At 71.9% G+C, this 17,657-nt stretch carries 19 protein-coding genes, 1 tRNA gene and 1 pseudogene; 10 read left to right on the top strand and 11 right to left on the bottom strand.

Going from position 1 to position 17,657, the window contains the following annotated elements; genetic code table 11:
* Positions 1-58 precede the first annotated feature (58 nt).
* The 4 genes and pseudogenes from JOD57_RS01735 to JOD57_RS01720 all read left to right on the top strand — a co-directional run bounded on the left by JOD57_RS01735 (position 59) and on the right by JOD57_RS01720 (position 2,680).
* On the top strand, positions 59-1,075 hold the full coding sequence (locus JOD57_RS01735; RefSeq protein ID WP_204690330.1) for a M1 family metallopeptidase: 1,017 nt from the start codon (positions 59-61) through the stop codon (positions 1,073-1,075).
* 12 nt (positions 1,076-1,087) lie between these two features.
* A pseudogene (locus JOD57_RS01730) lies at positions 1,088-1,528 on the top strand (M1 family aminopeptidase); the annotation flags it as partial.
* Between the two features lie 127 nt (positions 1,529-1,655).
* Positions 1,656-2,531 carry an alpha/beta fold hydrolase gene (locus JOD57_RS01725; RefSeq protein ID WP_204690329.1) on the top strand — a complete coding sequence of 292 codons (876 nt, stop codon included), beginning with the start codon at positions 1,656-1,658 and terminating at the stop codon, positions 2,529-2,531.
* A 75-nt stretch (positions 2,532-2,606) separates the two neighbouring features.
* Positions 2,607-2,680: transfer RNA gene (locus tag JOD57_RS01720), tRNA-Pro, on the top strand.
* Positions 2,681-2,782: 102 nt separating this feature from the next.
* Here JOD57_RS01720 and JOD57_RS25025 read toward each other — a convergent pair.
* From JOD57_RS25025 to JOD57_RS01705, 4 genes are all read right to left on the bottom strand, one after another.
* On the bottom strand, positions 2,783-3,388 hold the full coding sequence (locus tag JOD57_RS25025; protein WP_275582164.1) for a site-specific integrase: 606 nt from the start codon (positions 3,386-3,388) through the stop codon (positions 2,783-2,785).
* A 61-nt stretch (positions 3,389-3,449) separates the two neighbouring features.
* Positions 3,450-4,109 carry a class I SAM-dependent methyltransferase gene (locus JOD57_RS25020; RefSeq protein ID WP_239568050.1) on the bottom strand — a complete coding sequence of 220 codons (660 nt, stop codon included), beginning with the start codon at positions 4,107-4,109 and terminating at the stop codon, positions 3,450-3,452.
* Complete coding sequence (locus JOD57_RS01710) at positions 4,106-4,498, bottom strand: hypothetical protein (protein WP_204690327.1); 393 nt, start codon at positions 4,496-4,498, stop codon at positions 4,106-4,108. The genes JOD57_RS25020 and JOD57_RS01710 overlap by 4 nt, the downstream gene beginning before the upstream one ends.
* A 5-nt stretch (positions 4,499-4,503) precedes the next feature.
* Positions 4,504-5,481 (bottom strand): SDR family oxidoreductase, encoded by a 978-nt coding sequence (locus tag JOD57_RS01705; protein WP_204690326.1) that lies wholly within the window; start codon positions 5,479-5,481, stop codon positions 4,504-4,506.
* A 194-nt stretch (positions 5,482-5,675) separates the two neighbouring features.
* Here JOD57_RS01705 and JOD57_RS01700 point away from each other — a divergent pair, with 194 nt between their 5' ends.
* From JOD57_RS01700 to JOD57_RS01685, 4 genes are all read left to right on the top strand, one after another.
* Positions 5,676-6,509, top strand: a complete 834-nt coding sequence (locus JOD57_RS01700; protein WP_307824370.1) for a helix-turn-helix transcriptional regulator — start codon at positions 5,676-5,678, stop codon at positions 6,507-6,509.
* A 459-nt stretch (positions 6,510-6,968) separates the two neighbouring features.
* Positions 6,969-7,376: a hypothetical protein gene (locus JOD57_RS01695; RefSeq protein WP_204690325.1), complete on the top strand. Its 408-nt coding sequence runs from the start codon at positions 6,969-6,971 to the stop codon at positions 7,374-7,376.
* A gap of 13 nt (positions 7,377-7,389) precedes the next feature.
* Positions 7,390-8,250, top strand: coding sequence for an alpha/beta fold hydrolase (locus JOD57_RS01690; protein WP_204690324.1), 861 nt, complete (start codon positions 7,390-7,392; stop codon positions 8,248-8,250).
* A gap of 419 nt (positions 8,251-8,669) precedes the next feature.
* A complete protein-coding gene (locus JOD57_RS01685; RefSeq protein ID WP_012948692.1) occupies positions 8,670-8,903 on the top strand; it encodes a dodecin family protein in 234 nt (77 codons plus the stop codon).
* 540 nt (positions 8,904-9,443) lie between these two features.
* Here JOD57_RS01685 and JOD57_RS01680 read toward each other — a convergent pair.
* The 5 genes from JOD57_RS01680 to JOD57_RS01660 form a co-directional block, all read right to left on the bottom strand.
* Positions 9,444-9,983 (bottom strand): transposase, encoded by a 540-nt coding sequence (locus JOD57_RS01680; RefSeq protein WP_239568048.1) that lies wholly within the window; start codon positions 9,981-9,983, stop codon positions 9,444-9,446.
* Positions 9,980-10,252, bottom strand: a complete 273-nt coding sequence (locus tag JOD57_RS01675) for a hypothetical protein (protein WP_204695054.1) — start codon at positions 10,250-10,252, stop codon at positions 9,980-9,982. The genes JOD57_RS01680 and JOD57_RS01675 overlap by 4 nt, the downstream gene beginning before the upstream one ends.
* Entirely contained in the window at positions 10,152-10,421 is a 270-nt protein-coding gene (locus JOD57_RS27175; protein WP_204690323.1) for a helix-turn-helix domain-containing protein, read from the bottom strand. The genes JOD57_RS01675 and JOD57_RS27175 overlap by 101 nt, the downstream gene beginning before the upstream one ends.
* Before the next feature lie 271 nt (positions 10,422-10,692).
* Positions 10,693-11,694: an alpha/beta hydrolase fold domain-containing protein gene (locus JOD57_RS01665; protein WP_204690322.1), complete on the bottom strand. Its 1,002-nt coding sequence runs from the start codon at positions 11,692-11,694 to the stop codon at positions 10,693-10,695.
* A gap of 481 nt (positions 11,695-12,175) precedes the next feature.
* Positions 12,176-12,496 carry a GYD domain-containing protein gene (locus JOD57_RS01660; protein ID WP_204690321.1) on the bottom strand — a complete coding sequence of 107 codons (321 nt, stop codon included), beginning with the start codon at positions 12,494-12,496 and terminating at the stop codon, positions 12,176-12,178.
* Between the two features lie 1,337 nt (positions 12,497-13,833).
* On the opposite strand from JOD57_RS01660, the gene JOD57_RS01655 reads away from it, so the two are divergent.
* On the top strand, positions 13,834-15,177 hold the full coding sequence (locus JOD57_RS01655; protein WP_307824368.1) for an NAD(P)/FAD-dependent oxidoreductase: 1,344 nt from the start codon (positions 13,834-13,836) through the stop codon (positions 15,175-15,177).
* Between the two features lie 677 nt (positions 15,178-15,854).
* A complete protein-coding gene (locus tag JOD57_RS01650) occupies positions 15,855-16,901 on the top strand; it encodes a S66 family peptidase (protein WP_204690319.1) in 1,047 nt (348 codons plus the stop codon).
* A 114-nt stretch (positions 16,902-17,015) separates the two neighbouring features.
* Here JOD57_RS01650 and JOD57_RS01645 read toward each other — a convergent pair whose 3' ends face one another.
* Complete coding sequence (locus JOD57_RS01645; RefSeq protein WP_204690318.1) at positions 17,016-17,279, bottom strand: integrase core domain-containing protein; 264 nt, start codon at positions 17,277-17,279, stop codon at positions 17,016-17,018.
* Between the two features lie 105 nt (positions 17,280-17,384).
* A complete protein-coding gene (locus tag JOD57_RS01640; protein WP_204690317.1) occupies positions 17,385-17,534 on the bottom strand; it encodes an Ltp family lipoprotein in 150 nt (49 codons plus the stop codon).
* Positions 17,535-17,657: the final 123 nt, after the last annotated feature.

The raw sequence follows: 17,657 nt of genomic DNA, 5'->3' as shown, positions 1-17,657 counted from the left end.
GTTCTGAAACGGTTCCGACCCACGGACGGGGGCAGCGATGCGCCGAAGGCTGGTAGTGGTGACGACGGCAGGGGTGCTGGTGGCGATGAGCGCCGGCACCGCCGTGGCGGAGGGCGGAGGGCGGGCCGACCCGCAACCGGGGGCGCCGGGCATCGGGGACCCGTACTACCCGCTCGACGGCAACGGCGGCTACGACGTCCGCCACTACCGGCTGGACCTGCGCTACGACCCGGCCACCGACGTCCTCGACGGCACGGCGACCATCACGGCGCAGGCGACCCAGGCCCTGTCGCGCTTCGACCTCGACTTCCAGGGCCTGGAGGTCCGGTCGGTCACCGTGGGCGGGCGCGCGGCGACCTGGACGTGGGAGGGCCAGGAGCTGGTCGTCACGCCGGCCCACCCCCTGCGCGAGGGCCGGCGGTTCACCGTCGAGGTGGTCTACGACGGGGTGCCCCAGACGCTGACGGACGAGCTGGGCGGCTCGGGCTTCTTCCACACCGACGACGGCGCCGTGGTGGCCGGGCAGCCGCACGGCGCGGCGACCTGGTTCCCCGCCAACGACCACCCGAGGGACGCCGCGTCGATCGACGTCTCGGTGACCGTCCCCGAGGGTCTGGAGGGCGTCTCCAACGGGGTGCTGTCCGGCTCGTGGACCGCGGACGGGTGGACGACGTGGTCGTGGTCGGCCGAGGAGCCCATGGCCACCTACCTGGTCACGCTGGCGGTCGGCGAGTTCGACCTGCGCGAGTACGAGGCCGGCGGCATCGCCTTCTGGGACGCCGTCGACCCCGACCTCGCCACCCTCGACCTCGACCCGGAGACGGAGGGACCGTCGGCCGGTGCGGTGGCCGACGCGGCGCTCGCCCGGCAGCCGGAGGTCATCGAGGCGGCCTCGGGCTGGTTCGGGCCGTACCCGTTCACGGCCGCCGGCGCGATCGTCGACGACGCGCCCGACCTGGGGTTCGCCCTGGAGACGCAGACCCGGCCGGTGTACGCGTCGAGCTTCTTCACCGACGCGGTCACCGCGGAGAGCGTCGTCGTCCACGAGCTGGCCCACCAGTGGTACGGCGACTAGGTCCGGCTCGACGCCTGGCGGGACATCTGGCTCAACGAGGGCCTCGCCACCTACGCCGAGTGGTTGTGGCTGGAGCGCGAGGGCCTCAGCACCCCGCAGGAGGTCTTCGACTCCCTCGCCTCGCTGCCCGAGGAGGACCTGGGGGCGGACTTCTGGGAGGTCACCATCGGGGACCCGGGCCCGGCCGCCGACCAGCTGTTCCACCCGGCGGTCTACCAACGCGGCGCGATGACGCTGCAGGCGCTGCGCAACCAGGTGGGCGACGACTCCTTCTTCCGGGTCCTGCGTGCGTGGGCCGCCTCCCAGGCCGGTCAGACGGGCACCACCGAGGAGTTCATCGCGCTCGCCGAGGGGGTGTCCGGCCAGCAGCTCGACGACCTGTTCACCGCCTGGCTGTTCACCCCGGGCCGGCCGGCCGGGCTGCCCGAGCCCGCAGCGGTGCCGGTTCCCTGACGGGAGCCGGTCGCGAGGTCGTCCGCGGGCACCGGTGCGCGTGCACCGGTGCCCGCGGCGGCCCCGATGAGTCCGGGCTGCGGGACCGGTCTGCACCCGTGAGACCCACGACCCCCTGGAGGCCGAGATGACCGCACCGCGGACGCACACCCTGGAGACGGCGGGCGCCGTCGTCACCTACGACGTCCGGCCGGGTGACGGGCCGCCGCTGCTGCTCGTCGGCTCGCCGATGGGCGCCTCGGGCTTCGCCTCGCTGGCCGCGCACTTCCCCGACCGCACGGTGGTCACCTACGACCCGCGCGGCGCCGACCGCAGCCGCCGCACCGACGGTGCTGCCGAGTCGACGCCGGAGGAGCACGCCGACGACCTGTCCCGGCTGATCACGGCGCTGGGCGCCGGGCCGGTCGACGTCTTCGCCAGCAGCGGGGGAGCGGTGAACGCGCTGGTGCTCGTGGCACGGCACCCGGAGCAGGTGCGCACGCTGGTGGCCCACGAGCCGCCGGCGGCCGCGCTGGTGCCCGACCGGGAGACGGCGCTGGCCGCCTCCCGGCGCGTGCGCGAGACCTACCAGCGCTCGGGCTTCGGGGCCGGCATGGCCGAGTTCATCCGGCTCGTGATGCACCGGGGCCCGGTGCCCGCGGACCTCGGGCCGACCCCGGACCCCGCGGCGTTCGGACTGCCCGCCGACGACGACGGCTCCCGCGACGACGTGCTGCTCGCGCAGAACATCGTCTCCTGCACCCACCACGAGCACGACGTCGACGCACTGCGGGCGGCGTCCAGCCGGATCGTGATCGCGGTCGGAGAAGGGTCCGCCGGGGAGCTGGCCCACCGCGGGGGCGAGGCGGTCGCCGAGCGGCTGGGGACGACGCCGGTCGTGTTCCCCGGCGACCACGGCAGCTTCCTCGACTCGGAGTACGGCCAGCCCGCGGACGTGGACGCGGTGGCCCGGAAGCTCCGCGAGGTGCTGGCGGCCGAGGACCGGGTCCCGGCGGGCGGTTGACCACCGGGCGGAGCCGGCAGGCGGGTGCGGTAGCCTGCTCCTGCAGCGATCGGGCGGTGGGAGCCGCCCGGCGCTCGGGCTGTAGCGCAGCTTGGTAGCGCACTTGACTGGGGGTCAAGGGGTCGCAGGTTCAAATCCTGTCAGCCCGACAGTGGAACCGCAGGTCAGAGGCGGGTCGGCCGTGAGGGCCGGCCCGCCTCTTGCACGACTACAGCAACGCGTACAGCAACGCGGCCTGGGGACAGCAACGGTCACCAGCGGAGCGCTTGGTCGAGCCGGTCGGCGGCCTCGCGCTGCTGGGCGGGGCCGACGTGGCTGTAGATGTCCGCCGTGATGGCGTACGACGAGTGGCCCAGGTGTTCCTGGACGACCTTGGTGTAGGTGCCGGCCGCCAGCAGGAAGCTCGCTGCGGAATGCCGAAGGGTGTGCGGGGTGACGCCGCGGAGGCCGCCTTGCTCCGCGAGGACCTCGAAGCGCCGTAGGACGTTGCGGGGTTCGAGCGGTGTCCCGACCTCGGTGGTGAAAACCAGCCCGTGCTCCTGGCAGGCTCCGACGGCCGTGCGCTGTTCCTCCAGTTGCCGGGTTCGGTAGGCCTGGAGCGTCTCGACGGCTGAGCGGGGGAGGGGCACGGTCCTGCGGGACTTGTCGGTCTTTGGTTCGTCGAGCTGCAGTCCCCGGGAGGTCCGGGAGAGGGTCCAGCGGACTCGCAGCAGTCCTGCTTTGAGGTCGACGTCGGACCAGTGCAGGGCGAGTGCTTCCCCGCGGCGCAGCCCGTTGGCGAGCATCAATCGGAACAAGGTCTCCAGCCGGTCGCCTCTGCTCGCCTCGAGGAGCGCATGCGCCTGTTCCGCGGTCAGGTGCGGCGCGTCCTTGCGTCGACGCCGGGCCGTCTCACTGCTGCCGCGGGGTTGCTGCGGATCAGTCCGTCGCGCGAGGCGATGTCCCGTGGGGGCGCAGCCGGGTCGCGCGAGCTGGAGGCAGGTTGGCCCACACCGTGGTGCTGCTGCCCCCGTAGCCGGCCAGGTGCGCGTGGACGGCGCGGTGCCGTGCCGCTTCGGCCGGCCCGGCGGTGAGGGCTCGGGCGGCGCGGCTGGCGCGGTAGCCGAACCAGGTGATGACCCCACCGGGTCCAGTGTGCTGCCGGTACCGGTCGACGATCGCTTGCACGTCGGCGAGGGCGAAGTTGGCGAACGGCAACGCCGAGACGATCACGTCGTGACCGGGGTCCAGGACCGCGTCCTGGATGCGGGCGTGCTGGACGGTCGTCGGCGTGCTGGCTGCGCGAGCCAGGTCGGTCAGGCCGGGGATGAACGCACCGTTGGCCTCCACCACGTCCAGCTGGCTGCCCGGCGTCAGCAGCCCCAGCAACGCCCGGGTGACCGGGCCGCTGCCGGCGCCGACCTCCAGGACGCGCAGGTCGGCGCCGGCCCGTTCGGCGACGGGCGCGCCCAGCGCCCGGGTCAGGGCCCGCCCGCTGGGCGCGATGGCCCCGGTCACCGCCGGTGCCGAGACGGCCTGGGCCAGGAGCACCAGCCGCCTGAGCAGCGCGACCGCCGGTGGGCAGGACAGAACGGTCACGGGTTGCCCTCCCCGGGGCCGGCCGGTGTGGGGCGAGCTAGACGCTGGTCGGTGGGCTGCAGGACCGCGGCGACAAGGGCGCGGGTGCGCAAGTGTGCCCCGGCCAGGTGGGCGAGGTCGCCCATCATGTCGGCGAAGGCCTGCCTGCTGGGGTAGCGGACCAACAGCACGCTGTCCCACACCTGCTCGTCGGCGGCGACCAACGGCGTCCTGCCGTCGCCCCAGCACAGGGGTTCGGTGCCGTAGCGGCCGCTGATGGTCTGGGTGTGGGCGATGTAGGCCAGGTAGTCGGCCCGTCCGGTGTCGGGGACGTACCGGAGCAGGTTGAGCATGATGACGGGGCCGCCGGGGTCCTCGGCGAGGAACTCCTCGAGGGCGTCGTCGGTCATGTCGATCACGACGCGGCCTCGATGTCACGTCCGGCGGCCGGGGTGCCCAGGCCGGTCATGCCGGTCAGCCGCAGGGACAGGTCCCAGATGCGGGCGGCCTGCTCCCGGTCGGCCAGTCGGCCGTACAGGGGCTGCTCGGCCGGTGCGCCCCCGAGGTTGCGGGGGCCGCTGGGGCCGAAGAACCGGCCGCCGTCGGCGGCCGGGTCGGTGGCGGCCAGCAGCGCGGGCAGGCCCGCGGTCTCCACGGTGCCGACCAAGATCCCGCGGGCGGACATGACCCGGATGAGCCGGCGGCCCAGGGTGTCCCGGGACCGGCCGACCTCGGGTCTGGCGGCCAGCAGCGCGGTGGGTGCGATGCCCGGGTGGGACAGGTTGCTGGTGATGCCCCACCCGGCGGCCTTGCTGCGCCGGTCGAGCTCGAGCCCGAACAGCCCGAACGCGATCTTGGAGGAGCTGTAGGCCTTCATGCCGTCGTAGGACCGCTCCCAGTCCAGGTCCTCGTAGTGCACCGCGCCCTGGTTGGCCGCGACGCTGACCTGGGACACCACGCGGGCGCGACCGGCGACCAGCAGCGGGTGCAGCTGCCCGACGAGGGCGACGTGCCCGAGGTGGTTGGTGCCGAACTGCAGCTCGTGCCCGTCGACGGTGGTCTGCCGCTCCGGTGGGGTCATGACGCCGGCGTTGAGGATCAGGATGCCGACCGGGACGCCCTCGGCGCGCAGCGTGGCGCCCAAGGCGGCGACGGACTCCAGCGAGGACAGGTCCATCGTCCGCAGCGACACCTGCGCGTCCGGCACGGCCGCCTCGATCGCGGCGAGGGCGGTGCGGCCCTTGTCGGGGTTGCGGACGGGCAGCACGACCTCGGCGCCCGCCGCCGCGAGACGGGTGGCGATGTGCCGGCCAATGCCGTCGCTGGCGCCGGTGACGACGGCGCGGCTGCCGGTCATGTCGGGGAGGGTGATGTCGATCGGGGTGCGGGCCACGGGGACCTCCAAGGTCGCGGTCGAGCGGGTCACCGACGACACTGCGCGCACTCCGACGCCGCATCCACGGCCTGTTGATCCGTGGCTGCACAGGCCGAGCCTGGCGCCGGAGAGGGGGATCGACAGGTCCTGCCTGTCCGGGTCCACGGCCGGTACGAAGGTCGAGACACCGGGAGCAGGACGAAGGAGAGCGCGTGGACATCGACCGCAGCGGGCTGGCGGAGTTCCTGCGTACCTGCCGAGAGTCGCTGCAGCCCGAGGACGTCGGCTTGCCGCGGGGTCAGCGCCGACGGACCAGCGGGCTGCGCCGGGAGGAGGTCGCGTCGCTGAGCCACATGTCCGCGGACTACTACGCCCGCCTGGAGCGACAGCGCGGCCCGCAGCCCTCGGAGGGCATGGTCGCCGCGATCGCGCAGGGCTTGCACCTGTCGCTGGACCAGCGCGACCACCTGTTCCGGCTGGCCGGGCACCATCCACCGGCTCGGGGCGCGGAGAGCCAGCACGTCGGCCCGGGCATCCTGCGCGTCCTGGACCGGCTCGCCGACACCCCGGCCGAGGTGGTGACCGAGCTGGGGGAGACCCTGCGGCAGACCCGGATGGGCACCGCCCTGCTCGGGGACGCCTCGCTGCGCACCGGCCCGAGTCGGAGCCTGGGCTACCGATGGTTCACCGACCCCGCGGCCCGGAACCTGTACCACCCCGACGACCACGCGTTCCTGTCCCGCACGTGGGCCTCGGGGCTGCGGGAGGTCATCGCGCGCCGAGGCCCGCGCTCCCGGGCCGCCGCGCTGGCCGAGGACCTGCTGACCCGGAGCGAGGAGTTCCGTGAGGTCTGGGCCACCCACGAGGTCGGGCTCCGACCGGGACCGGTCAAGCGGTTCATCCACCCGCAGGTCGGACTGCTGGAGCTGCAGTGCCAGACCCTGTCAGACCCGCAGCAGGCCCACTCGCTACTGGTCTACACCGCGGAACCCGGCAGCGAGACCCACGAGAAGCTGCAGCTGCTCTCAGTCGTCGCTACCCCCTGACCGCCCCCACCCCGTGCTCGAGAAGGCACGGGTGTCCCCGGACGACCTGATCAGCACGGCTCGGGCGGCGTCACGCCCACCGGCGCCTCGCCACCCCCACCCGGCCGGGTCATCCCATGGCATCGTCCGGCTCACTCTGCGCGGCCCAGGAGCCTGGAGTAGCGTCGCCGGGATCCAGCCGGATCGAGGCCGCGATGCCAGCTCCGCCGTCGTGCCCGGAGGGACCGCCGGTGAGCGCGCTCCCGCCGTTCCGGGACAGGGTGCACGCAGTCCGGCCGGGGAGCCCTGCGGCGTCGAGGGCGCCACCGGGCAGGACCGCTGCGTCCGATCCCGTCGGGGGCCCACGGTCGGGCCCCGCAGGAGTACTCCACCCAGGCAGTCGATGCGACCGCGCGCCTGTTGTGACGTCATCGGCGCACCCCGCTTGCGCCACCACCAGCCAGGTCAGGAGATCCGCCAGTGACCGCTGCAACGACGACACCGACCGTCGAGGAATGGGTTCGCTCGTTCACCGACGCCACGGACCGAGACCCCGAGATCCAGGCCCACGGCAAGTACTTCACCTGTGGCTATCTGCTCGACATGGCCGATCACCACTTCGTGGTGCGGATGACGTCGGGGAAGGTGGCTGAGCTCGCCATCGACCCCGGACCGCTGGACGTCGGCTACCAGTTCGCGATTCGTGCCGGCGCCGAGACGTGGCGCGGGTTCGGCACCGAGGTCCCCGCGCCGATGTTCCACGGCATCTGGGCGGCGACGTTCCGCCGGGACATGAAGCTCGAGGGCGACGTGCTCGTCCTGATGCAGAACCTGCGCTGCATCACCCGCCAGATCGAACTCCTGCGCACCGTCGGTGTGCCCGTCTGAGTTGGAGGCCCTCATGCCACGCATCTCGCCGGTCACCGGTCACTACGTGACCGTCGACGTCGACGACGTCCAGTACAAGGTCTTCTACCTCGAGAACGGCACCGGTCAGCCGTTGCTGTGCCAGCACACCGCCGGGTGCCACAACCACCAGTGGCGGGGGCTGCTGGAGGACGAGGAGATCACCGCCGATCACCGGGTGATCGCCTACGACCTGCCCCGGCACGGCAAGTCGGACCCGCCCGAGAACACGGAGTGGTGGAAGGAGGAGTACCGGCTCACTGCCGAGCACTACACGAAGTTCATCGTCGCGCTGTGCGATGAGCTGGAGCTGGAGCAGCCGATCTTCATGGGCTCCTCCTTCGGCGGGAACGTGGCGCTGCAACTGGCGCTGCGGTACCCGGACCGCTTCCGTGCCGTGATTCCGGTCGAGGCCGCCGACTACTCGCCGGGCTTCTACCTCGACTGGTGGCAGCACCCGCACGCCAACGCGGCGCAGGTGTGCGCGAGCGGGGTCTGGGACCTGATGGCTCCGCAGTCGCCGGAGGCCGACCGTTGGAAGACCTGGTTCTACTACTCGCAGGGCTCCGAGGCGTTCAAGGGCGACCTGTACTTCTACTCGGTCGACCACGACCTGCGGGACAAGCTCGACCAGATCGACGGCGACCGGTGTCCGGTGGTCATGCTGACCGGCACGTATGACTACCTGACCACCCCGGAGGACGGACGCCGGACCGCCGGACAGATCAAGAACGGCGAGTTCATCGAGATGGAGGACATCGGCCACTTCCCGATGAGCGAGAACCACGAGGTCTTCCGCCGGTACTTGCTGCAGGCACTGGACCGGATCGGCTCTCGCGCCGGAGCGCAGGCCTGACCCGGGAACCCCCGGCGAGGGCCCGGGCGTTCGCGCCCGGGCCCTCGCGCGCCCGAGCGGCCGGCCAGGCTCCAAACCGGCATAGCCACCCCCGGGATAGCCGGCCCGTCCCGGTGTGTCGAGTGGCTGGGTCCCTCCTGAGATGCCAGTGCGCTGGGGTGCCGCGCCTGCACCGTGCCCGGCATGGCGTACTCGAGCGAACTCACCGAGGAGGGTGGCCGCGCCGGTTGTGAGTCGACGGCCACGCGGTCGCCGCGCTCGCCGTCGCACCGCCCTGCCCTCGGGGCGGGAGCCGCGCGGTGACGCCGGTCAGCCGCTGGGCGCGGCAGGCGCTCGACAAGAAGGGTCGAAAGTCCTGGTGCGGAGCAGTGTCGCTCCACCTACGGTGCGCACTAGCGCCGGTAGCTTCAGGAGGAGACATGTCAGAGAAGCAGGACCACGTCCCCGGAGCTGTCGTCCGGATCAGCGAGATCGTGGGCAGTTCGCCGAACTCCTTCAGCGACGCCGTGCGCAACGCCGTCCAGGCAGCGGCGCAGACCGTCCGCGGCATCCGTGGCGTCGAGGTGATCGGCAGCAACGCCGACGTCGACGAGAACGGCAACCTGTCCCTCTACAAGGTGCACTGCAAGATCGCCTTCGTGGTGGAGCGGTAGATCCCACCGCTTGCAGGCGATCGTGCAGGACCGTCGGCCGGTGCCCGGCGGTGCCATGAAGCCACTGGGAGTGAGTGCCCGTCAGTCCGCCGTCCCGGGGACGAGCCCCGCGTGCACCTCCGAGCCCCCCCGGACGGCACAACCGATCGTGCGTACTGGCGCTCAGTGCACAGTGAGCACATGGCCGAGGACCGCGGCGCGCGCCGACGGGCCAGTGCCGGCGTCACGTCACCGCTCCGCCTGGGCCGGGGCGACTCGGGCGAGGCTCAGGTATGTCCGATGGTGCAGACGCCGCTGGTGGAGCTGCTGACCCTCATGCTTGTGTCACCCTGCTCGCCGACGCCGGCTCTCAGGGCCTGAGCGCGCAGACCGCCGGCGCGGTCATGACCCCGGCGGCCGGCCCGGCGGAAGAACCAGCTGCCGGTCCCGCCCGCCCTCGCCGCGGCGCACCAGGCCGAACGCCAGGCCCCGCGGCGCAGGGGATCCGCGTTGAGCACGGCATCAGCCACCTGAAGAACTGGCGAGCTCTGACAGCGGTGTTCAGGTGACTTGTCGGGTGCGGTAGCCGGCGTGTGAGAACCAGCCGGCGGCATCGGCGGCGGTGACGGCTGCCAGGGCGGCGATCGTGGCGTCCAACGCTGCCCGGGTGCGCGCGGCGGCCGCCTTGACCAACGCCTTGAGCCTGCTGAACGCCTCCTCGACCGGAGACAGGTCCGGCGAGTAGGCCGGCAGGGACACCAGCTCACCCCCGGCGGCGTACACCAGCTCGCGGATTCGCTCCGGCTGGTGCGCTCCGACGTTGTCCACCACGATCACCGTTCCGGCAGGCAGCGCGGGCAGCAGGATGCGTTCGAGGTAGGTGGCGAACACCGCGGTGTCGGTGCCGCCCTCCACCGTCATCGCCGGACTCATCCCGGCCAGGCTCACCCGGGCCAGCAGCGTGGTCACCGGCCCGCGGTTGCGCGGCACCGCCCCGCGGGCCCGCATCCCACGCGCCGCCCGGGCCCCCCGGCGGGTCGTCGAGGTGTGCGGGCCGCACTCATCGACGAACACCAGCCGCGCCGGATTCACCCCGCTCATCTGCTCGCGCCACCGAGCCCGCGCGTCCTCGTCGCGCTCGGTGGCGCTCGGGCCTTCTGCTTCAGCGGCCGCCCCGCCCGCCGCCGACGCCCGCCCGGGGTCAGCTCCGTGCCGGGTTCGGGCGGCAGGCCGGCGATCGCCGGCGACATGCTCGCCAGCGACACCGGCTCACCGCTGGCGGCGAGGAACGCCGCCACGTGCTCGGCCAGCGTGGCATCGGCCGCGGCGTCCAGCCGAGCGGGCAGCCAGGCCAGCAGCCGGCGGCGCACCGTCGGCTCCCGGCCCGTGCCGCTGCTCGCTCGCCGCCAGAATGCCGGTCGCCCGCCGGCGGGCCAGGTACCGCTCCACGCTCCGCAACGACACCCCGAACACCGCCGCCGCCTGCGACTGGGTCAGCCCCGCATCGACCGCGGCCACCACCCGCTCCCGCAGATCCATCGAGTACGCCCGCACACCGGGCGGGATACTCCGTCAGCCGTCAGCCGTCAGCCGTCAGCCGTCAGCCAACCAGCACACCGCTGTGACGCGTCACTTCGGCCGACGCGACCACCTGGACGCCATCCTGCCCGCGAGCGCCGGACTGGTCTCCAGCTAGGAACGAACCATCCAGCCCACGAACTTCGTCGCCAACCGAAAGCTCTGACGGCCGAGTCAGTCGCAAGATGCGAAGCAGGGCCGATTCATCCCCTCGGAGTTGCTCAGGCAGCTTCTACACCGGAGCGGTTGGGGTCTTGGCTGGCCGCACAGCGCGCCGCAGGTAGCTCGTTCGCGCAGCAACGGCTGCACGGGAGACCTCGGCGTCCGGTGCGAAGAGCTCGAAGCCGTGGAATCCGCCCGCCCAGGAGTGAAGCTCGATCGGCACGCCAGCCTGTGCCAGCCGCGTTCCGTAGTCGAGGATCTCGTCCCGGAAGACCTCCGACGAGCCGGTCTCCAGATAGGTGGGCGGCAGTCCGCTGAGGTCTGTTGCTCGGGCCGGGGCAGCGTACGGGCTGACGTCTGGTCCGCCGACGGTGTCGCCGAGAATGGCTGACCAGCCGGTCCGGTTGGTGGCGCGGTCCCACAGGACATCCTCGAACTTGCTCGAGATCGTGGTCTCCCGGTCATCGATCATCGGGTAGATGAGGATCTGGTGGGCCAGGGCGGGACCGTTCCGGTCGCGGGCCATCAGCGCCGTGGCCGCGGCCACGCCACCTCCACCGCTCTTGCCGAAGATGAAGATGCGGTCGGCCTCGATTCCGAGGTCGGCAGCGTGCTCGGCCGTCCAGACCAGGCCGGCGTAGGCATCCTCGACTTGGGCCGGATGCGGATCCTCCGGTCCGACACGAGGCGCCACGCTGATCATCACGACCCCCAGGTCGGCGATCCAGTCCAGCTCGAGGTCGGTGATCGCCAGCCGGGTCGACCGGAGGATCTTGCCGCCGTTGGCCGTGTAGTAGAGGCATGGGAGGGGGCCGGTGCGCCCGGCCGGCCTCAGGATGAGAGCCGGCAGCTCGGGTGCTCCCTCGGGGCCGGGGATGGAGCGCTCCTCGACTTCGATGGTCCCGCCGCGACGGAGGAAGTCGTCGGTCGGCTGATCGGCCAGGAAGAGTTCCCGCAGGTGCGGGATCTGATCCGGTGTCACGTTCGTCCACGTCAGCCCAGCCTCGACCAGCGTCGGCCACACGGCCTCGAGTTCTGGATCGATCGGCGGGTGGGGTTCCACAGCCGTCATCTCAGACGTCCTCTGCTCGACAGTGACTCAGAGATCACCAGGTAGCGACGAGAACCTACTCCTGAGAACTCGCTCCAGGCGCCGTGAGACCCGCGTGCGTAGCCCCAGGTCGCGGCGGAGGTAGCCGCCCATGAGAAGGCGCCGCATCAGCTAAGGGCGGGCCGTGTGCGCCGCCGAACCTCAGGCCGAGGGAGGTGGCCCCCACGACGTCGGCCTCCTGCACCGAATGTCGCTGGTAGTCCGACCTGTGCCGTTCTGTGCGTCTCAGGCGCTGCCGTCTGAATGTGGCCCCCGGCGGGCTGCGGCTGACCTGCTCCGCTCGCCGCTGAGTGGGTGGAGCGGCGCGGCTTCGCCGACCAGCTCCCGACGATCACGAGGTCTGGACGCCGAGCCGTCACCCCTGTCGGGCGGCACGGAGTCGTTCTCCCGTTGCCACGCCCATGACGGTCGCGAGGAACAGGAGTTCCACCCCGGGAGAGCGCTAGGAGGTGGGCGGCTGGTAGTTCGGCTGCACCTGGCCCGCCGCGTCGACCTCCTCGGGGGTCATGAGGACGACGGTGCGCACGCTGGCGGCGCCACTGCCGTTCACCGTGAGCGCGGCGGCGGTCGCCGTCCGGGTGTCGGGCAGCTCGACGATCGAGTAGACGTCGTCGGACCCGAACGCGAAGTCGAAGCTCTCCACCCGACCGCCCAGCTCCGAGACCATCGTCTCGATGGCGGCTCGGCGAGCGGTGCCGCCGGCCGTCAGGAGCGCCTTCGAGCCCTGCGGTGAGTAGTTGCCGATGAACAGGTAGCGAGGCATGGCGCCTCCTCACTCAGCCCCCGCGCGGCGCGATGCTCCCGCCGGTGACGGCCGGCGACAACGGGGGCTGCGGCGGCGGAGCGGTCTGCGGCGTGCCGGCAACGGACGGTCAGATCTCGTTGGCCGGGCGGGGCCGCGCACCCCCAGCTGCCGCCCGTGCCTGACCTCCTCCCGGCTCCGCCGCCCGCCATCCTTCCTGGTGCGGCGTTCCTCGACGAGGGGTTGAGTAGAGACCACCGAAGGTGGCGCCGTGGTGGTGATCGACCATCCCGAAGCTGCTGCTCACTCGCCCGCCGCCCAGGATCAGTGCTCTCAGCTGATCGCCGCGGTGGCCAATCCGCCGCCGGAGCGGCTGATCCGTAACGGCGCCGGGCGAGTTGGTCGCCGCCAACGCCACAGGTGCGGCGGTGTGGACCCTCGATGCGCTGACCGCCGCGGCCCGTGCGGCCGGCATCGACATCGCCGGGTCCCAGGTGCGCCGGATCCTGCTGGCCGAAGGCGTGCGCCAGCGACGTCCCCGCTCGTGGGCCACCAGTCCCGATCCGGGGTTCGGCCCGCAAGGACGCGGGTCGTGGACTCCTACACGCACCCGCCGGCGGACACCACGGTCGTCGCCGCCGACGTACTCGGTCCGGTCATGCCGCGCACCTTCCACCCGCCGCCGAGCTGAACCCGGATGGCCACCGGGTCACAGCGCCGTTGACCTTCAGCCGAACGCCGGTTCCTGGGGCTGTTCACCTCCGGCGCCCACACCGAGAGCGTGCGGCGCGCCCCCGTCGTGTCGAGCAGCAGCCGCAGCACCACCTCATTGCGGCGGCCGAGGAGGACGGCGTGGTCGAACACGCGGGCCGGCCGCGGGGATCGCGCAGATCTTGAGCAGCGCGGCGATCTCCTCGTCGATGAGGATCTGCAGCGGTCCTCCGGTGGTCCGGGGATCTCGAGGCCGTCGGTCAGGGCGACCTCCAGTTCTCCTCCAGCCTCCGACCAGCGGCTGACCGCCCGCACTTCTCGGCTGTCCGGCTGGATCGTCCGCGTCGCCTCCGCGGCGGCCGGCGGCAGGTCATCGGGCTGGTGAGCGCTGTGCCAGCCCCACGAGGACGCCAGGATCAAGCGTCTTCGCTGGTCGGATGCCTGACGCGGCTGGGCTGCACCCGCCTCGGCTCGCCGGGCATCCTCAGGGCGCGAACGTCGACAGCGCTGGTTCACGGTCGCAGAACTGCAGGTGGCGGAAAGCATGGGCGGTGACTTGTCGGGCGAGTCGTTGCCTCTCCACGCCCGCGTACGCGCGCACCCACCGTGCTCTCTGAACCCGGGGACATCGGGACGGCCCTGCAGCGATGCGGCACCACGTCTGCACGCTCTGTCTCCACGTACTGGGTTTCGCTACGTTCGTGGTCTCAGCTCCACCGTCTGGGCGGTGCGACATGCACGAGAACCAACACGACGTCATCGTCGTCGGAGCCCGGTGTGCCGGATCCTCCACCGCGATGCTGCTGGCCCGCTACGGATACAGGGTTCTACTCGTCGACCGTTCGACCTTCCCCAGCGACACCGTCTCCACCCATCTGATCCATCCCCCGGGCGTGGCGGCGCTGCAGCGCTGGGGCCTCCTCGACCGGGTCATCACCACGGGATGTCCACCGATCGACACCTACGCGTTCGACTTCGGGCCCTTCACGCTCTCCGGGTCACCGGGGGACGCGGACTTCCCGGTCGCGTACGCCCCGCGGCGGACAGCGCTGGACGAGCTGCTGGTCGATGCGGCAGCCGAGTCGGGCGCCGAGGTCCGGGAGGGCTTCACGGTCAACGAACTGGTCACCGAGAACGGCGCAGTCGTCGGCATCCGCGGCCACGGCAGGAACGAGCGCCGCACTGTCGACGAGCGCGCCCGAGTGGTGGTCGGCGCGGACGGCCTGCACTCGCTCGTGGCCCGCCTCGTGCGACCGGAGCAGTACCACGAGCACCCGCCGCTGCTGTGCGGGTACTACGCCTACTGGAGCGACCTGCCGATGGACGGCCGCTGGGAGGCGTACGACCGCCCGAATCGTGCCTTCGCCGCATGGGCCACGAACGACGACCTGACGCTGGTCATCGCCGGCTGGCCGTACCGCGAGTTCGAGGCCAACAAGAAGGACCTCGAGGGCAACTACCTGCAGACGCTCGCACTGGCTCGGCCGTTCGCCGAGCGGCTGCGCACGGCCACCCGCCAGACCCGCCTCGTCGGCGCCGTCGTGCCCAACTTCTTCCGCAAGCCCTACGGGCCCGGCTGGGTCCTGGTGGGCGACGCCGGGTACAACAAGGACTTCATCACGGCGCAGGGCATACAGGACGCCTTCCACGACGCGGAACTGTGCGCCACCGCCGTGCACGAGACCTTCTCCGCGGGGCGTCCGTTCGACGCCGCCCTGGGCGAGTACCAGTCCCGACGGGATGAACGGGTCCTCCCGATGTACGAGTTCACCTTGGATCTCGCGGCTCTGGAACCGCCGCCGCCTGAGCTCCGGCGCCTGCTCGCCGCCGTCCACGGCAACCAAGAGGCGATGGACCGGTTCGCACGGGTCAACGCCGGGGTCGAGTCACCAGCGGACTTCTTCGCACCGGACAACGTCGACCGCATCCTGGCCGCAGCCGAGCAGCCACCGGGTCATCGCGCGTCGGACGGCCCGGGCGCGGTCAGCTGACCAGCGGTCAGCTCACTCGAGCACGGTCCGGCGACATCCGCCGAGTGCGCGGGAGCTGCTCGCTCCAGGCTCCACCACAGGCAAGCCGCAGGTCGACAGCCCAGGCATCTCCGCTGGTCCGCGCCCTCGCGCAACTGGGTTGCACCCGCATCGGCTCGCCCGGCGTCTTCGGGCAGCGAGCACCAGAGGCGCTGTTCAGAGCCGCGACACCGCAGTTGGCGCAGGAGCGAGAGCAGATGAGTCATCGGGTGAGTTCTCGCGCCTCGAATCCGCGTGGACACACCGCCCTTGCCGCCACACCCGCCGCTCACGGAGATCGTCATCGGCGGCGGATGGCGCGGGTTGCGGTCGAGCGCGGTGGTGGCCAGCAACCCCGGACCGCAGCCCGAGCGGTGCAGCATCCGCTGGAGGCGGGTCGTCGCCAGCCCGGCCGGCTCCGCGATGGTGCTCGGTCAGTTCTGCGAAGGACTGCTCAGACGCGACCACACCGGTCCACCGGGTCGAGCTCGGGGGCGGGCAGTGATTGAGGTCCCGGCCTCGAGGGAGTGGTCCGATGGGCAGGGGGTGGAACACCATGACGTCTGCGCGGCGCCGGCCAGGCCCCGGTGCGCGGTGACCGCCCCACGTGGCGGCGGCCCCAGCAGCCACATCACGGCTCAAGACGTGGGGAGGGCGTCGTGACCACCCGTCTCACCTATCCGCCCAAGCCCCGGCCGGGTGATCGGGTGGCGGTGCTGTCGCCGTCGGCTGCGCTACCGGCGGTCTTTCCGATCCCGTTCGAGCTGGGTCTGCGCCGGTTGCGGACGGAGTTCGCGCTGGACCCGGTGGAGTTCGCGACCACCCGCATGCTGGGAGCGTCTCCGCAGCAGCGAGCGGAGGACCTGCACGCCGCCTTCGCCGATCCCCAGATCGCCGCGGTGCTGATCAGCATCGGTGGAGACGATCAGCTCAAGGTGTTGCGCCATCTCGATGCGCAGCTGCTGGCCGCGCATCCCAAGCCGGTGTTCGGCTACAGCGACGCCACCAACCTGCTGCACTACCTGTGGCGGCTGGGGATCGTCGGGTACCACGGCGGCGCGGTCATGGTCCAGTGGGGCCGACCGGGGGCGATGCACCCGCTGACCCGGGAGTCGCTGCGCCGGGCGCTGTTCGAGCCGGGGGAGTGGGAGCTGCCGGAGCCGGACGCCTTCACGGACGCGGATCCGGACTGGGCCGAGCCGGCCGCCCTGACGACCGCGCCCGTGCTGGAGCCCGCCCCGGCCTGGTCCTGGTATGGCCCCGCACGGCGGGTCAGCGGTCCGGGCTGGGGAGGCTGCCTGGAGATCATCGACTTCCAGCTGCGCACCGGCCGCTGGATGCAACCGGATGAGGAGTACGCCGGCGCGGTGCTGCTGTTGGAGACCTCCGAGGAGTTGCCCTCGGCGAGCTTCGTGGCCCGGGTGCTGATGTGCCTGGGCGAACGGGGCCTGCTCGGCCAGTTCGCCGCCGTGCTGGTCGGCCGGGCGAAGGCCCGCTTCCTCGGGACGCCGCACCCTCCTGAGCAGCGGCAGGCCTACCGGGAGCAACAGCACCAGGCCGTGCTGGCAGCGCTGACCGAGTACGCGCCGGATGCGGTTGTGGTGCTCGACGTGGACTTCGGCCACACAGACCCCCAGCTCGTTCTTCCGCACGGCGGCGAGATCACCGTCGACGGCCGGGCCCGGAAGATCACCGTCCGGTACTGACGCTTCCCCACGGACTCAACCGCCGGGGCCGAAGCCGCCTGTCGCGTCCGGAGACGAGCGACCTCGTGCATGGTTGGGACTGCTGCAGCTCCGGTTGACGGCGGTTGGGACTGATCATGCCGCGACGGCGGCGTCTTGGTCGATGACGGCGAGTTCGTACTCGACCGGAGTGAGCGTGCCGAGCCCGCGCTGGCGCCGTCGGCGGTTGTAGGTGTGCTCGATCCAGAACACGACCGCGTTGTGGAGCGCGTCGCGGGTGCGCCAGCGCCGCCAGTCGAGGATGGTCTTCTGCAGCAGCGCCCAGAACGACTCCACTGCGGCGTTGTCTCCGGCGGCGGCGACGCGACCCATCGAGCCCTGCAGCCCGGCGGCGGCCAAGACCGCGCGAAAGGTCCGGGCACGGAACTGGACGGATTCAAGTGGTCCTCGCAACACCTTGAGCGTGGAGGTGCGTGTGGGGAGACCGGCTGGGTGAATGGAGGATCAGCCGTCGTACGCCTGGCTCGCCCCGAATTCAGCCTCCGCAGGGGTGAAGCCCTCGAAGACCAGCTGGTCAACGAGGCCTTGGCGGGAGAACGAGGTGTATTCGAGGTACTGCGCAGCCTTCAAGGCGGCCTGCTGGTTCCAGTCCACACTCAGCTGGTCGACGGCCCAGGTGGCGTCCGCGTCGATGTTGCGACGGGGGTGCTCACCGTCGGCGGCGCCTCATCGGGGACTCCTCGGGGAGCACTACACCGAGGTCCTCTCGTCTGGCGG

This window comes from Geodermatophilus bullaregiensis, from assembly GCF_016907675.1.
GTDB lineage: Bacteria > Actinomycetota > Actinomycetes > Mycobacteriales > Geodermatophilaceae > Geodermatophilus > Geodermatophilus bullaregiensis.
The sequence above is the reverse complement of the archived record's forward strand: the minus strand, read 5'-3'. Positions and strand labels throughout refer to the sequence as shown.

What these genes read in the sequence shown, in the direction of transcription:
- JOD57_RS01725 (WP_204690329.1), top strand. Translation starts at nt 1,656, where the DNA reads ATGACCGCACCGCGGACGCACACCCTGGAGACGGCGGGCGCCGTCGTC.
- JOD57_RS01710 (WP_204690327.1), bottom strand. Translation starts at nt 4,498, where the DNA reads ATGACCGACGACGCCCTCGAGGAGTTCCTCGCCGAGGACCCCGGCGGC.
- JOD57_RS01690 (WP_204690324.1), top strand. Translation starts at nt 7,390, where the DNA reads ATGCCACGCATCTCGCCGGTCACCGGTCACTACGTGACCGTCGACGTC.
- JOD57_RS01685 (WP_012948692.1), top strand. Translation starts at nt 8,670, where the DNA reads ATGTCAGAGAAGCAGGACCACGTCCCCGGAGCTGTCGTCCGGATCAGC.
- JOD57_RS01680 (WP_239568048.1), bottom strand. Translation starts at nt 9,983, where the DNA reads ATGAGCGGGGTGAATCCGGCGCGGCTGGTGTTCGTCGATGAGTGCGGC.
- JOD57_RS27175 (WP_204690323.1), bottom strand. Translation starts at nt 10,421, where the DNA reads ATGGATCTGCGGGAGCGGGTGGTGGCCGCGGTCGATGCGGGGCTGACC.
- JOD57_RS01665 (WP_204690322.1), bottom strand. Translation starts at nt 11,694, where the DNA reads ATGACGGCTGTGGAACCCCACCCGCCGATCGATCCAGAACTCGAGGCC.
- JOD57_RS01660 (WP_204690321.1), bottom strand. Translation starts at nt 12,496, where the DNA reads ATGCCTCGCTACCTGTTCATCGGCAACTACTCACCGCAGGGCTCGAAG.
- JOD57_RS01655 (WP_307824368.1), top strand. Translation starts at nt 13,834, where the DNA reads ATGCGGCACCACGTCTGCACGCTCTGTCTCCACGTACTGGGTTTCGCT.